The 14,659-nt window shown below is 69.0% G+C and carries 14 protein-coding genes; 13 read left to right on the top strand and 1 reads right to left on the bottom strand.

From position 1 onward, the window contains the following. The first annotated feature begins 25 nt into the window (after positions 1 to 25). The 13 genes from AS850_RS10685 (at position 26) to rplL (ending at position 12,926) form a co-directional block, all read left to right on the top strand. On the top strand, positions 26 to 766 hold the full coding sequence (locus AS850_RS10685; protein WP_119869105.1) for a sugar phosphate isomerase/epimerase family protein: 741 nt from the start codon (positions 26 to 28) through the stop codon (positions 764 to 766). Next, on the top strand, positions 763 to 1,911 hold the full coding sequence (locus AS850_RS10680) for a Gfo/Idh/MocA family protein (RefSeq protein ID WP_119869104.1): 1,149 nt from the start codon (positions 763 to 765) through the stop codon (positions 1,909 to 1,911). The genes AS850_RS10685 and AS850_RS10680 overlap by 4 nt, the downstream gene beginning before the upstream one ends. A 314-nt stretch (positions 1,912 to 2,225) precedes the next feature. Continuing rightward, positions 2,226 to 3,536 (top strand): ABC transporter substrate-binding protein, encoded by a 1,311-nt coding sequence (locus AS850_RS10675; protein WP_119869103.1) that lies wholly within the window; start codon positions 2,226 to 2,228, stop codon positions 3,534 to 3,536. Between the two features lie 45 nt (positions 3,537 to 3,581). Continuing rightward, positions 3,582 to 4,562: a carbohydrate ABC transporter permease gene (locus AS850_RS10670; RefSeq protein ID WP_119869102.1), complete on the top strand. Its 981-nt coding sequence runs from the start codon at positions 3,582 to 3,584 to the stop codon at positions 4,560 to 4,562. Further along, positions 4,559 to 5,449, top strand: a complete 891-nt coding sequence (locus tag AS850_RS10665; RefSeq protein ID WP_119869101.1) for a carbohydrate ABC transporter permease — start codon at positions 4,559 to 4,561, stop codon at positions 5,447 to 5,449. The genes AS850_RS10670 and AS850_RS10665 overlap by 4 nt, the downstream gene beginning before the upstream one ends. A 63-nt stretch (positions 5,450 to 5,512) precedes the next feature. Next, the gene (locus tag AS850_RS10660) at positions 5,513 to 6,220 is read left to right on the top strand and encodes a ThuA domain-containing protein (RefSeq protein ID WP_119869100.1); all 708 of its coding nucleotides are present in this window, start codon (positions 5,513 to 5,515) and stop codon (positions 6,218 to 6,220) included. Continuing rightward, on the top strand, positions 6,205 to 7,302 hold the full coding sequence (locus AS850_RS10655; RefSeq protein WP_119869099.1) for a Gfo/Idh/MocA family protein: 1,098 nt from the start codon (positions 6,205 to 6,207) through the stop codon (positions 7,300 to 7,302). The genes AS850_RS10660 and AS850_RS10655 overlap by 16 nt, the downstream gene beginning before the upstream one ends. 13 nt (positions 7,303 to 7,315) lie before the next feature. Then, entirely contained in the window at positions 7,316 to 8,371 is a 1,056-nt protein-coding gene (locus AS850_RS10650; protein ID WP_119869098.1) for a LacI family DNA-binding transcriptional regulator, read from the top strand. Positions 8,372 to 8,409: 38 nt separating this feature from the next. Continuing rightward, positions 8,410 to 9,321, top strand: coding sequence for a TolB family protein (locus AS850_RS10645; RefSeq protein WP_119869097.1), 912 nt, complete (start codon positions 8,410 to 8,412; stop codon positions 9,319 to 9,321). 61 nt (positions 9,322 to 9,382) lie between these two features. Further along, a complete protein-coding gene (locus AS850_RS10640; protein ID WP_119869096.1) occupies positions 9,383 to 10,144 on the top strand; it encodes a response regulator transcription factor in 762 nt (253 codons plus the stop codon). 53 nt (positions 10,145 to 10,197) lie between these two features. Next, the gene (locus AS850_RS10635; protein WP_119869095.1) at positions 10,198 to 11,688 is read left to right on the top strand and encodes an ATP-binding protein; all 1,491 of its coding nucleotides are present in this window, start codon (positions 10,198 to 10,200) and stop codon (positions 11,686 to 11,688) included. 280 nt (positions 11,689 to 11,968) lie between these two features. After that, entirely contained in the window at positions 11,969 to 12,484 is a 516-nt protein-coding gene (gene rplJ, locus AS850_RS10630; RefSeq protein ID WP_119869094.1) for a 50S ribosomal protein L10, read from the top strand. A gap of 58 nt (positions 12,485 to 12,542) precedes the next feature. Continuing rightward, positions 12,543 to 12,926: a 50S ribosomal protein L7/L12 gene (rplL, locus tag AS850_RS10625; protein ID WP_119869093.1), complete on the top strand. Its 384-nt coding sequence runs from the start codon at positions 12,543 to 12,545 to the stop codon at positions 12,924 to 12,926. Between the two features lie 74 nt (positions 12,927 to 13,000). On the opposite strand, the gene AS850_RS10620 is transcribed toward rplL, so the two are convergent. After that, positions 13,001 to 14,596, bottom strand: coding sequence for a LuxR C-terminal-related transcriptional regulator (locus AS850_RS10620; RefSeq protein WP_123955488.1), 1,596 nt, complete (start codon positions 14,594 to 14,596; stop codon positions 13,001 to 13,003). Between the last annotated feature and the right edge of the window lie 63 nt (positions 14,597 to 14,659).

The following is a 14,659-nucleotide window of genomic DNA, read 5'->3' as shown; positions in this document are numbered from 1 at the left end:
CTCACTCGATTAGGAGAACTCCCTCGTGACTCAGGTTCCACTCTCGGTTCAGCTCTACACCGTCCGCGACGCCATCGCAGAAGACCTTCCGGGCACTCTGGCCCGCATCGCCGAGATCGGATTCACACAGGTGGAGCCCTACTCGTTCGTCGAGCGCGTCGACGAGTACGCCGAGCACCTGCCCGCCAACGGCCTCACCGCTCCGAGCGCGCACGTGAAGCTCATCGGCCAGGACCTCGAGCCCATCTTCGCCGCCGCCACGCGGCTGGGCGTGAAGACGATCATCGACCCGCACATCGACGAGACCCGCTGGATCACGCGGGAGGATGTCGAGGGCATCGCCCGCGAGCTCGGCGAGATCGCCGACCAGGCCGCTCTCCACGACCTCACCGTCGGTTACCACAACCACGCCTTCGAGCTCGAGAACCTCATCGACGGGACCCCGGCGCTCGAGGTCTTCGCCGCGGTGCTGCCCGCGAACGTCGTCCTCGAGGTCGACACCTACTGGGTCGAGGTCGGCGGGCAGAACGCCCCGGAGCTGCTGGCTCGCCTGGGCGACAAGGTCCAGTTCCTCCACGTCAAGGACGGCCCGAAGACCAAGGAGAACAAAGACCAGGTCGCCGTCGGACGCGGCGACATGCCGATCCGCGACATCCTGGCCGCCGCTCGGCAGGCCCTGCCCGTCGTCGAGCTCGACGACTCCAACGGCGACCTCTTCACCGCGCTTAGCGACAGCGTCGCCTTCCTCGAGGGTGTCCGCGCGTGACCGACACGACGACGAACGCCGTCCGCGGCGTCGCGAGCGAGGGTCGCACCGGCCCCGTGGGCGTGGGCGTCATCGGGGCCGGCGTCATCAGCGACCAGTACCTGGGCAACCTCACGAAGTTCCCCGACCTCCGCGTGCTCTTCATCGCCGACCTCGACGAGGCCCGCGCAGCCGCCCAGGCCGAGAAGTGGGGCATCGCAGGATCGGGTTCGGTCGACGATCTCCTCGCTCACGACGACGTCGAGATCGTGGTCAACCTGACCATCCCCGCGGCGCACGTGGAGGTGGCCCTCCGCGCCGTCGAGGCCGGGAAGCACGTCTGGGGCGAGAAGCCCTACGCGCTGGACCGCGAGAGCGGGAGGCGGCTCCTGCAGGCCGCGAAGGATCGCGGCGTCCGCGTCGCGGTCGCGCCGGACACCTTCCTCGGGGCGGGCCTCCAGACCGGGCTCCGCACGATCCGCAGCGGCAAGATCGGGACGCCCCAGACCGGCCTCACCCTCTTCCAGAGCCCCGGCCCGGAGTCGTGGCACCCGAGCCCCGAGTTCCTCTTCGCTCGCGGCGGCGGCCCGATGTTCGACATCGGCCCCTACTACCTGACGACGCTCGTGCAGGTCTTCGGTCCCGTGGCCAAGGTCACGGCGGCCGCCTCGAAGGCGCACGACACCCGGGTGATCGGCTCCGGCCCGAAGGCCGGGACCGTCTTCCCGGTCGAGGTTCCGACGAACGTCACGGCTCTGATCCAGTTCGAGAGCGGGGCCAGCGCGCAGAGCGTCTTCAGCTTCGACTCGAAGCTGGAACGGGCCGGTTTCGTCGAGATCTCCGGTACCGAGGGCACCGCGGTCTTCCCCGACCCGAACATGTTCGAGGGCGACACGATCGTCCACACGGGTGCCGACGAGCCGGAGACGATCCCGGCAACCGGCTCCACCTTCAGCCGCGGGACCGGGGTCGCCGAGCTCGCCCAGGCCATTCGCGAGGGGCGGCGCGAGCGCGTCCCCGGCGAGCTCGCCTTCCACGTCCTCGACATCATGGTCTCGCTCGACGAGTCGGCCTCGCGCGGCGAGACGGTCGTCGTGGAGTCCTCGCTCGAACCGACCCCCGACCTGCCCGAGAGCTGGGACCCTTCGGTCCCGACCCTCGCCTAGGCCGCCCTGCTGGGGGCGGCCGCCCCGTGCGGTCGTCCCCCGGGACGATATTCACGCGAACTGCCAACGAAACTTTCGTGGATCGAGGGCTGCCGAAGGCCTCGCAGCACTTCGACCGATTTCTAGATAACGATCCGATAATCCCCGCAAAATGGCGTTGACTTGACCGATCACTTCGGTGAAGATGATGCCAGCACCTGGTTACCCGGGCTTGGAAACGGCTCCTCCGGAGTCGAAACGGCCCGAAAGTTTTTATTCAACGAAGAGTAAGCGCAACGCCGGCAGAGCTGCCGCCGTTCGAAAGGACACTGACCATGCCATCTGAAATCACAGGTTCGGCCTTCTCTCGGCGGACGTTCCTCGGAGCCGCCACCGGCGTGAGCGCCGTTGCGCTCCTCGCGGCCTGCTCCTCCGGGGGATCGTCCGGCGGCGCGACCGGAACCATCAAGTTCTGGAACATGCCCTGGGGCAACACCCAGTTCAACGTCCTCGACAAGAAGATCACCACGGCCTACAAGCCCGCCTCGGGCGTCGGCCCGGCGAGCTACCAGGTCATCCAGTGGGCCAACTTCACCCAGTCGTTCTCGTCGGCCATCGCCTCCAACACGGGCCCGGCCGTCTCGTCCGGCGGCGGTACCCAGGCCTTCCAGTTCGAGGACCAGGGCAAGATCGCCTACGCCGACAACCTCCTCGAGACCTGGAAGAAGAACGGCATCTACGACGACTTCCTCCCGGGACTCGTCGACACGCTGAAGGTCAGCAAGGGCTACGCGGCCGTCCCCTACAACCTCGACATGCGCGTCATGTGGTACAGCAAGTCGCTTCTCGAGAAGGCCGGGGCGACCGTCCCGACCGACTGGCAGAGCTACTCCGACGCCTGCGCGGCGCTCAAGAAGATCGGCGTCTACGGTTACGGCCTCGGCTCCGGCGCCGGCAACTTCACCGGCAGCCACATCCTGGTCAGCCACATGATCAACAACGGCGGCGGACTCTTCGACGCCGACCAGAAGGCCAACTGCGTCACGGCCGAGAACATCGAGGCCATGGAGTGGGTCCTGTCGCTCGTCAAGAACGGCTACGTCGACCCGGCCAGCGCGACCTACACGAGCGCGAACATCCAGAGCCAGTGGAAGGCCAAGAAGTTCGGCATGGGCTGGGACGGCGCCGGCCTGGCGCAGAACGTCGGCGGCGACGCGCTCACCGACCTCGACGTGCCGAGCCCCCTCACCGGCCCCTCGGGCAAGAAGGGTGCGCTCTACTTCCCGAACAACATCATGATGTACAAGAACACCCCCAGCCAGAAGGGCTCGGAGGCGTTCCTCACGTACTACTACCAGAACATGAAGCCGCTCTGGACCCAGAACACCGGCATCGGCCTGCCGCCCCTCAAGTCGATCACCGAGACGCCGGAGTTCCAGGCGAACGCCACCAACGTCAAGATCATCAAGGAGTGGCAGCCCATCTCGAAGACCTGGGCCGCCCCGGGCAGCGACGCGCTGTTCCTCGGTGTCACGGCGGTCGACGGCACCCCCGCGATGTCGACCTTCACGCAGTCCATCCTCGGCGGCAAGACCACGGCCAAGGCGGCGCTGACCGCGCTCCAGGCCGCGATCAAGTCCTCCTGATGACTGCTTCGCCCTCACGTGTCCGGTCGCTCGAAGGAATGAACAATGTCGGCAAGTAGTGTTGGCGAACAGCTGAAGCGCGCCCGCCGCGGAGTCGGAATGTCCGGCTCCGGGGCGGGCGGGCCCCGCCCGGGGTCTCCCACGATCCGGAAGCGCAAGCGGTTCAGCGCGCGCACCCTGACGCTCCTCGCGTTCGCGCTCCCCTCGTTGATCCTGCTTCTGCTGATCAACCTCTACCCGGTCATCTACGCCTTCATCCAGTCGCTGCACAACGGCACGCTGCTGGCTCAGGGACCCTTCGTCGGGCTCCAGAACTACATCGACGTGCTCGGCGACCCGGCCTTCGCCAAGGCCGCGCTGTTCACGGTGATCTTCACCGTCGTCGGCGTGTTCGGGAGCTGGGGTGTCGGCCTCGGCCTGGCGCTGCTGCTCCGCACGCACATCCCCGCCGGCGGCCTCTTCAAGGTGCTCCTCCTGCTGCCGTGGATCGTGCCGATCGTCGTCTCCTCGACGTCGTGGAACTGGCTCGTCGCCACCCCGCAGAGCCCGCTGCCGATGCTGGCCCAGGCTCTCGGCCTCGGGAACGTCCTCTTCCTCGCCGATCCCGTTCTCGCTCAGATCACGGTCTGCGTCTTCAAGGTCTGGATCAGCTTCCCGTTCATGATGATGATGATGTCCTCGGCGCTCGCGTCGGTCGACACCAACGTCTACGAAGCGGCGACGGTCGACGGCGCCGGCAAGTGGCAGTCGTTCCGGCTCATCACGATGCCGCTGATCGCCCGCACCACGTTCGTCTCCTGGATCCTGATGACGATCTTCTGCGTCAACGACTTCCCGACGATCTTCCTCCTCACCGGCGGTGGCCCCGTCAACGCGACGCAGTCCCTGGTCGTGCTGGCCTACCTCACCGTCTTCCAGAACTTCCAGACGGGCCCGGGCGTCGCCATCGCCTTCCTGATGACGGCCGTGCTGGTCATCATCTCCGTGGTCCTGTACCGACAGATCCGAAAGGTGGACGTCGAATGAGCACGCTCTCCGTCCGGCGCACCGCGCGCCTCCAGACCGGTGTCACCACCGACGCCAAACGCGTCACCTCGCAGGATCTGCGACGTCGCGGAGGCTGGTTCCGGTTCGCCCTCATCCTGGTCATCACGGCGATCGTGCTCGTCCCGATCATCGCGGTCTTCTACCTGTCGGTGCAGCCCGCCCTCGGGTCGACGTCGACCTCGAAGTTCACGCTCGAGAACTTCGCCAACGTCTTCTCGCAGACGGCGGTGCTCACCTGGCTGGGCAACAGCCTGACGGTGACGATCGTGACGGTCGTGATCGCGGTGGCGGTCGCGGCTCCTGCCGGCTACGTCCTCTCCCGGGCGCGGAACAGGCTCGTCTCGGGCTACTCGCTGATCCTGTTCGTCGTGCAGTCGCTGCCGGTCGTGACGGCGGTCATCCCGCTGTTCATCCTGTTCGCGAACCTCGGTCTCGTCGACAACCTCATCGGCGTCACGATCATCTACGTGGGGGCGACGATGTCCGTCGCCATCTGGATGATGGCGGCGTACTACGACTCGATCCCGATCGCCCTCGAGGAGGCGGCCTGGATGGACGGCGCCTCGCTCTTCGGCTCGTTCACGCGCATCGTGCTGCGGAACGCGCTCCCGGGCATCCTGTCGACCGCGATCTTCTCGTTCCTGCTCGCCTGGAACGACTACCTGATCGCCGTCGTGTTCCTGCGGTCCGACCCGAACTACACGCTCCCCGTGGGTCTCGAGACGTTCTTCCAGCAGAACGCGACGAACTGGGGCCTCGTCATGGCCGTCGCCGTGGTGATGATGCTGCCGCCGATCATCCTCTTCGTCTTCCTCAACAAGTACTTCAGCGTCGGTGGAATCGGCGGTTCGCTTGCCGGACGCTGATCCACACCGCTCCCGAGCAGTCCGAGTTCCACCCGCACGCCAGAACCTGAAGGAGTGGCCGATTTGAGCCAGCCGACCCCCACCAAGAGAGCACTCATCGTCCGGGGAGGGTGGGACGGCCATCAGCCGGTCGAGGCGACCAACCTCTTCGTCCCCTTCCTCGAGGCCAACGGATTCGAGGTCCGGATCGAGGAGTCGCCGGCGGTCTACGCCGACGCCGACTACCTGCCCACCGTCGACCTCATCGTGCAGTCCAACACGATGAACACGATCGAGGCGGCCGAGTTCGAGGGGCTCCGTGCGGCGATCGAGGCGGGCACCGGCCTCGCCGGTTGGCACGGCGGGATCGCGGACTCGTACCGCAACAACTCCGACTACCTGCAGATGATCGGCGGCCAGTTCGCCGCCCACCCGGGCAAGCACCCGTCCGAGCGCGTGGGGGAGCAGTCCGACAACTACCTGCCCCACACGATCGACATGCTGCCCGCGGCCGCCGACCACCCCATCACCCGGGGCATCGGCAGCTTCGAGCTCACGACCGAGCAGTACTGGGTCCTCCACGACGACTACCTCGACGTCCTCGCGACGACGACCCAGGCGGTCCGCTCGTGGGACCCCTGGACGAGACCCATCACGTCACCGGCGATCTGGACCAGGCAGTGGGGCGAGGGCCGCATCTTCGTGAGCACACCCGGCCACCGCGTCGACATCCTCGAGAACCCGAACGTCAAGACCATCATCGAAAGGGGTCTCCTGTGGGCGTCCCGCTGAACGTCGGCGTCATCGGAGTCGGCAAGATCAGCGAGCAGTACTTCGCGTCGCTGCCGCAGCTCCCCGGGCTCCGGCTCACCGCCGTCGCCGACCTCGACGAGGCCCGTGCCCGCCAGGTCGCCGACGAGCAGGGCGTCGAGGCGCTCACCGTCGACGCCCTCCTGCAGGATCCCCGGATCGACGCCGTCATCAACCTCACGATCCCGGCCGCTCACGTCGAGGTCGGGACCCGCGCCCTCGAGCAGGGCAAGCACGTCTTCGCGGAGAAGCCCCTCGGGCTGACGCCGGAGGAGGCGCTGCCGATGCTCGAGCTGGCGGACCGCAAGGGCCTCCGCGTCGGGAGCGCTCCCGACACGGTCCTCGGCACGGGAGTGCAGACCGCCAGGCAGGTGCTCGACAGCGGAGTCATCGGGGCTCCCGTCGGCGCCCAGGTGCACTGGTCGGCTCCGGGGCACGAGCGCTGGCACCCGTCGCCCCTCTTCTACTACCAGCCCGGTGGCGGCCCGCTCTTCGACATGGGCCCGTACTACCTCACGAGTCTGGTGACGCTCTTCGGGCCGGTCGTCCGCGTGGCGGGGCTCGCGTCCCGATCCACGCGCGAACGCGTCGTCGAGACCGGTCCGCTCGCGGGAACCCCGATCCCCGTCGACATCGACACGCACGTCAGCGCGCTGCTGGAGCACGAGAACGGCGTGACCTCCACGGTCACGGTGAGCTTCGAGGTGTGGGCCACGCGCTCCCCGCTGTTCGAGGTCTACGGCACCGAGGGCACGCTCGCCGTGCCCGACCCCAACCGCTTCTCCGACCCGGTCGAGATCGCCACGCGCCACGAGCCCGAGTTCCACGAGGTGCCCGTCTCCGCCGGATACGCTGATGCCGGTCGCGGCTACGGCCTCGCCGACATGGCGCGGGCGATCGAGACCGATCGGCCGCACCGGGCCTCCGGGCGGCTGGCGTTCCACGTGCTCGAGATCATGGACGCCATCGTCCGGTCGAGCGACGCGAAGAAGGTCGTGGAGATCACGATCCGGGTCGACCGACCCGAGGTCGTGCCCCACGGGGCGACACCCGACACCTGGTGAGAGGAGAGGCCGCGTGACCTCCACCGCGCCCACGAGAGACGCGCCCGAGAGAGACAAGGTCACCCGGGCGACCCTGTCTGAGGTGGCCGTGCGTGCCGGCGTGTCGATCTCGACCGTCTCGAAGGTGCTGAACGGCCGTGAGGGCGTCTCCGTCGACACGCGGAGTCGCGTTTCCGACCTCCTCCGCGAGCACCGCTACAACCGCCGCAACTCCAGCCAGCCGCGCATGCCGCTGATCGAGGTGGTCTTCGACGCCATCGACAACCCCTGGGCTCACGAGGTCCTGGTCGGGGTCGAGCGGATCGCCCGGGAGAACGGGCTGAGCCTCGTCGTCACGGCGACGGAGGGACGCGACGCGAAGAGCCCCCGCTGGATCGAGAGCGTCCTGGGCCGCCAGCCGGCCGGCGTCATCCTGATGATCGCCGACATCTCGGCGCTCGACAAGGACCACCTGCGTGCTCGCAGCATCCCGTTCGTCATCGTCGACCCGGCCGGCGACCCGACCCCGGGAGTCCCCTCGATCGGGGCCGCCAACTGGATGGGCGGCTACCTGGCGACCCAGCACGTGCTCTCGCTGGGGCATACGCGCGTCGCGGCCATCGCGGGCCCGGCCCGGCTCGTCGCCGCGATGGCTCGCCTCTCCGGCTACCGCGCGGCCCTCGCGGGAGCGGGCATCGCCGAGCGGGCCGACTACGTCCGACCGGGCGAGTTCACGCAGGAGTCGGGGTACGCCGCGGGCCGAGCGCTCCTCGCCCTGCCCGACCGGCCGACCGCCATCGTGACGGCCAACGACGTCGAGGCCCTCGGCGTCTACGAGGCCGCCGCCGAGAGACGGCTCTCCGTGCCCGACGACCTCTCCGTCGTCGGCTTCGACGACCTCGAGTTCACCCGCTACACGGGCCCGCCGCTGACCACCGTGCGGCAGCCGCTCAAGGAGATGGCGGAGGAGGCGGCGCGGCTCGTGCTGCGCCTCATCGACGAACCGCAGCTGACGTCGACCCGGCTGGAGCTCGCGACCACGCTCATCGTCCGGGGAAGCACCGCCGGGCCTCCTGCGGTCACCCCCTAGCCTGGGCCCACCGCCCCGACCCCGACCTCGGAGACACCATGGCCCGCACCCTCCTGCCCGGACAGTCCTGCCGGATCCTCGTCGTCGACGCGGAGACCCGCTCCTCCCGCGTCGTCTTCGACAACGCCCACACCCTCGCCGAGGCGCCCAACTGGAGCCCCGACGGCCGATGGCTGGTCGTCAACGCCGACGGTCGCCTGTGGCGTCTCCCGGTCGAGGGCGGTACGCTCGAGTGGATCCGGATGGACTCCGTTCCCCCGATCAACAACGACCACGTCATCGCACCCGACGGCGGCTCCGTCTTCGTGAGTGCGAACGACGGCCACCTCTACGAGGTCCCCTGGGAGGGCGGGACCGGTCGCCGAGTGACGCGGGACCACCCCGAGGGGCGCGGGTACAAGAACTACCTGCACGGCGTCTCGCCCGACGGGGCGACGCTCTCGGTGATCGTCGGGGCGCGGCCCACGCCCGAGTCGACGCCCGACCGGTGGCGCACGAACGTCGCGCTGGTGAGCGTCGCCGACGGCTCGACGACCTTCGTCACCGACGACGACTTCCCGGACGACGGCGCCGAGTTCTCTCCGGACGGCACCTGGCTCTGGTTCAACACCGAGCGGTTCACGACGGAACCCGGCCACGCGCAGCTGGCGCGGATGCGCCTCGACGGGGCGGAGCTCTCCCGCCAGGTCGTCAGCGACACCGTCGACTGGTTCCCGCACGTGTCGCCCGACGGCTCGAAGCTGCTCTTCCTCGCGTTCGAGGCCGGGACGATCGGGCACCCCGAGAACCGCGACGTCGTCCTCCGGATCCTCGACCTCGACGGGGGTTCGCCCGTACCAGGCACGGAGCGCGACGTCTTCCGGCTCTTCGGCGGTCAGGGCACCATCAACGTGCCCGGCTGGTCGCCCGACGGAGCGCACTTCGCCTGCGTCGAGTACCCGGTCTCCTGAGTCGAGAAGCGTCCTGGGTCGACTCATCAGGGGGTCACAGGCGGCTCATAGAAAACGCTCGATACTGGAAAGCGTGACCACTTCAGCCCCCACCACCGCCGCTGCCGCCCCGCGATTGACGCGAGCGGACGGATCGCCCCTGCGAGTCCTCGTCGTCGACGACGAGAACAGTCTCACCGACCTGCTCTCGATGGCTCTGCGCTACGAGGGCTGGGACGTCAAGGCGGCTCCGGACGGTCAGACCGCCCTCACGCTCGCCCGCGAGTTCAAGCCCGACGCGATCGTGCTCGACGTGATGCTGCCCGACATCGACGGGCTGCAGGTCCTCGGCCGGCTCCGCAACGGCGGCGACGACACCCCGATCCTGTTCCTGACGGCGAAGGACGCCGTCGAGGACCGCGTCACGGGGTTGACCGCAGGAGGCGACGACTACGTCACGAAGCCGTTCAGCCTCGAGGAGGTGGTGGCGCGGCTCCGCGGGCTGATCCGCCGCTCGGCGGCGCTCGTCTCCGAGGGCGGCGACTCGCGCATCACGGTCGGCGACCTGGTCCTCGACGAGGAGAGCTACGAGGTGAACCGGGCCGGTCGCGAGATCGAGTTGACCGCCACCGAGTTCGAGCTCCTGAGGTTCCTCATGCGGAACCCCCGCCGCGTCCTGTCGAAGGCGCAGATCCTCGACCGCGTCTGGAGCTACGACTTCGGCGGCAAGTCCAGCGTGGTCGAGATCTACATCTCCTACCTCCGCAAGAAGATCGACGCCGGCGAAGAGCCCATGATCCACACCGTCCGCGGCGTGGGGTACGTGATCAAGCCCGTCTCGTGACGCCGCCTCCTGCGGCCCGCCTCCGTCGCTGGGCCACGAGTTTCGCCGGGCCGATGACCCTGCGCCGCCGCCTCATCGTCAGCATCGTCGCGATCGTCGTCGGGCTCAGCGTCGTGATCGGGCTCGTGAGCGTGATCGCGCTCCGGGGCTTCCTCAACCAGCAGCTCGACGGCCAGCTCGACTCCGCCACGAACCGGGCGCAGCACAGCCTGCCCAACGACTACGACCCGACCGGAGGGCCGAGCAACCTCGAGGGGCTGCTGCTCGGCACCGGCCAGGGGCCGGGCACGCTCTCGGTGCTCTTCGCCGGCACGCGGGTCTACACGCCGGGACGGGTCAACGACGACGGGAACTACGAGAACCCGCTCACGACCGCCGACTTCACCAAGCTGGCGAACATCGGCTCCGGGCAGCACGTCACCATGACCCTCGACGGCAAGCTCGGCGAGTACCGGGTGAAGTCGGTCACGACCGCCGAGGGCTACCGGCTCGTCGTCGGTCTCCCGATGGCCTCGGTCAACGCGACCATCGGCCGCCTCCTGCTCGTGATCTCGATCGTGACCATCGTCGGTCTGGCCGTCTCGATCGCCATCGCCCTCCTCGTGGTCCGGTACGCCCTCCGGCCGCTCCAGCGGATGGCGGCGACGGCGAGTCGCGTCGCCGAGCTCCGGCTCGACCGCGGCGACGTCGCCCTCGACGCCCGCGTCGCCAAGGAGGACACCGACCCGCGCACGGAGGTCGGCCGCGTCGGCGCCGCGATGAACCGCATGCTCGGCCACGTCGCCAGCGCCCTCACCGCCCGGCAGGAGTCGGAGAACAAGGTCCGGCAGTTCGTCGCCGACGCCTCGCACGAGTTGCGCACCCCGCTCGCGTCCGTCCGCGGTTACGCCGAGCTGACCCGCCGCATGGGCAAGGACCTCCCGGAGGACGTCGTCTACGCGATGGGCCGGATCGAGTCGGAGTCCGTGCGGATGACCTCTCTCGTCGAGGAGCTGCTCCTGCTGGCCCGCCTCGACGAGGGCACCGATCTCGTGACGAAGGAGGTCGACCTCACCAGGATCGTCCTCGACGCCGTCCACGACACCCACGTGTCGACGACGGGGCACCAGTTCGAGGTCTCGGTGCCCGAGGAACCCATCACCCTGCTCGGCGACCCCATGCGCCTGCACCAGGTCGTCGCGAACCTCCTCAACAACGCCCGCACCCACACCCCCGAGGGCACGGAGGTCTGGGTGACGCTGGCACGCGACGACGCGGCGAAGGAGGCCGTCGTCACCGTCTCCGACAACGGACCGGGGATCGACCCCGCCGTCATGCCGGTCCTCTTCGAGCGGTTCGCGCGCGCCGACAGCTCGCGCTCGCGGAAGGCAGGATCCACGGGGCTGGGCCTCGCCATCGTCGAGGCCGTCGTCCACTCCCACGGCGGCACCGTGTCGGCGTCCAACGGCGAGCCCGGCGCGGTCTTCACCGTGCGCCTGCCCCTCGAGCCCGCCCCGAAGGGCTCGCCCGCACCCCTGCCCGCGCCGGAGGCGGTCCGCCCCTGACCCGGGTTGCCGGGGGACGCCGGGATCCTGCTATAGTTACCGAAGCCCAAGACCGCCGGTTGCCGGTGTGAGCTCGCAAGAGTCCACCCGGCCGAAGGTTCTCTCACGAGAAACGACCTGCGCAGGTGTGTACAGCAACCCGGTCCGATCGTGAGTCCACTCCGATCCTCGATCGAACGGGAACAGGCTCTGCGCTCCTGCGCGGAGCCTTTTTTCGTGGGTCGACCTGCTCCGTCACACGAGCACAGGGGCTGCCGGCACTACACACGTTAGGAGCGACATGGCGAACAAGGAAGCATCGGTCGCCGAGCTCACGGATTCGTTCCGCGACTCGACCGCCGTCCTGCTCACCGAGTACCGCGGCCTCTCCGTTGCTCAGCTCAAGGAGCTGCGCACCGGGATCCGAGAGCACGCCACCTACGCCGTCGTGAAGAACACGCTCACCAAGATCGCGGCCAACAACGCCGGCATCAGCTCCTTCGATGCCGAGCTCGCTGGGCCGTCCGCGATCGCTTTCGTCCACGGAGACCCTGTCGCCGTGGCCAAGAGCCTGCGTGACTTCGCCAAGGCGAACCCTCAGCTGATCGTGAAGGGCGGGTACTTCGACGGTAACCCCCTGACCGCGGCCGAGGTGGGTCAGCTCGCCGACCTCGAGTCGCGGGAGGTGCTGCTGGGCAAGCTGGCCGGCGCCTTCAAGGCTTCGCTGTTCGGTGCGGCCTACCTGTTCCAGGCACCGCTCTCGCAGGCCGTCCGCACGGTCGAGGCGCTGCGTCAGAAGCAGGAAGACGCGGCCTGATCAGGTCCGCAACACTCGTTACACACCCCACTTTTAGCTAGACAACAAGGAGAAAATCATGGCAAAGCTCAGCCAGGACGAACTGATCGAGGCTTTCAAGGAGCTCACGCTCATCGAGCTCAGCGACTTCGTCAAGAAGTTCGAAGAGGTCTTCGAGGTCACCGCTGCGGCCCCCGTCGCCGCTGCCGGTGCCGCCGGCCCCGCCGCTCCGGCCGAAGAGGTCGAGGAGAAGGACTCGTTCGACGTCGTCCTCGAGGCCGCCGGTGACAAGAAGATCCAGGTCATCAAGGAGGTCCGCGCGCTCACGAGCCTCGGCCTCGGCGAGGCGAAGGCCGTCGTCGACGGTGCCCCCGGCACCGTCCTCGAGGGCGCCAACAAGGAGACCGCCGAGAAGGCCAAGGCTCAGCTCGAGGCCGCCGGCGCCACGGTGACCCTCAAGTAATTCCGCTTCACCCGTGCGAAAGCCCCCGACCGGAAGGTCGGGGGCTTTCGTCGTCGGGACGTCCGCCCCTGTCGTCAGTGGGCGTCGGCGAGCCCGAGCTGCACCGCGCGGGCGATGGCCTCGCGGCGGTTCGTCGCCGAGAGCTTGCGGTAGATGCTGCGGACGTGGCTCTTGACGGTGTTGACGGAGATGAACAGCTCGGTGCCGATCTGGCTCAGGGTGGCTCCGGTGGCCAGGTGCCGGACGATCACGAGCTCGCGATCGCTGAGCGGATCGGCCAGCGTGGCCGCCTCCTGCGGTGTCGCGCCGTCGAGGCGCTCGAGAAGGCGGACGACCGAGGCGGGTTGGGTCCGCTCCAGCGCGCCGGACACGAGGCGGTCGACGACTTCCCGGGGGAACGCCCGGAAGGGCCACGAGGTCCCGGTGTTGGCCGCGACCAGCAGGCTCCGGTCGAAGGCGATGCCGGACGCCACGGGGTTGCCGAGCTCGCTCTCGGCGGCAGCGACGAGCGCGAAGATCGGCGCCATGTGCCGCGTCGAGTGGAGTTCGCCGAGGGCGAGGCACTCGCGGAGTGCGGCGAGGGCGCCCCGCGGGTCTCCAGCGGTGAACGCCGTGAGCGCCTCGATCCTGCCGGGGCAGGTGACGTGGTGCTGGCCGGGCTCGAGCTCCCGCACGATGTCGCGCGCCTCGTCGAGCTCGCCGAGCGCGCGGAGAGCCTCGGCCCGCAGGATGCCCGCGGACGTCGCGACCACGGGATCGCCCGTGTAGCCCCGCACCAGCCGGGTGACCCGACCGAGCAGGTCGAGGGCCTCGATCGAGCTCCCGGCCGTGTGGCGACCGAGGGCCTCGGCGAAGACGGCGTGCGCCTCCCAGTCGGTGTCCCGCGTCGAGATCCGGAGCGAGCGGAGCTGCCGGTCGTAGTCCTGCGAACCGCTCTGCCGCTCGACGAGGAGGAGGAACCGGGTGATGTGAGTGAGAGCGGAGAAGGAGCTCGTCATCAGCTCCGTCCCGTCCGCGTGGCGGACGGCCCGGTCGGCCTGCTCCTCCGCGCGCTCGAAGTCGCCGAGCTGGAACGCGACGAACGCGAGCGCCGAGTGGCACTCGACCCGCTCGGCCGAGGAGAGGTGCTCGGTGGCGAGGCCCTCGGCGAGCGACAGGGCGAACGTCGCCTCGTCCCACAGCCCGAGGTGGATGCGGACGAGCCCGAGCTGGAGGGAGAACGACGCGCTGAGGTCGACGCGCGTGGAGATCTCGAACGACTCGTCCTCCTCGAGGAGGTCGCGGGCGCGCTCCAGGTGCGTGCGGGCCGTCTCCAGGTTGCCGAGGGTGCGAAGAGTCGCGGCGAGGTGCACGAGGTATCCGACCCGGACGTCGAGCGGGCTGTCGGGGTCGGCGCGGATGCTCTTGTCGACGGCGCGGAACCAGGGGAGCGCGGCGCTCCTGCTCGTGGACCCGACGGAGCGGTGGCTCGTCGCGAGGGCGAGCAGGATGCGGGCCCTCTGGCTCCACTCGTGCTCGGGCACGCTCCGCACGGCCTCGCGCAGGCGGGCGCCCTGGAGCGGCGCGATCTGCGGCCAGATCCTCTCGATCGTGTCGAGCATGGATCGGTGGTCGAGCTCAAGTTCCGTCGACGGCGCAGGGTCGACGGTCGTCTCGTTACGGGTAGTCACTCAGGTCACCTCTGCCGCATCGGGTAGTTCCCCGGTCGGGACGGGGAATGCGGTACACGGGCT

The sequence above is a fragment of the Frondihabitans sp. 762G35 genome, from assembly GCF_002074055.1.
Classification (GTDB): domain Bacteria; phylum Actinomycetota; class Actinomycetes; order Actinomycetales; family Microbacteriaceae; genus Frondihabitans.
This window is presented reverse-complemented; position numbering and strand designations above follow the sequence as displayed.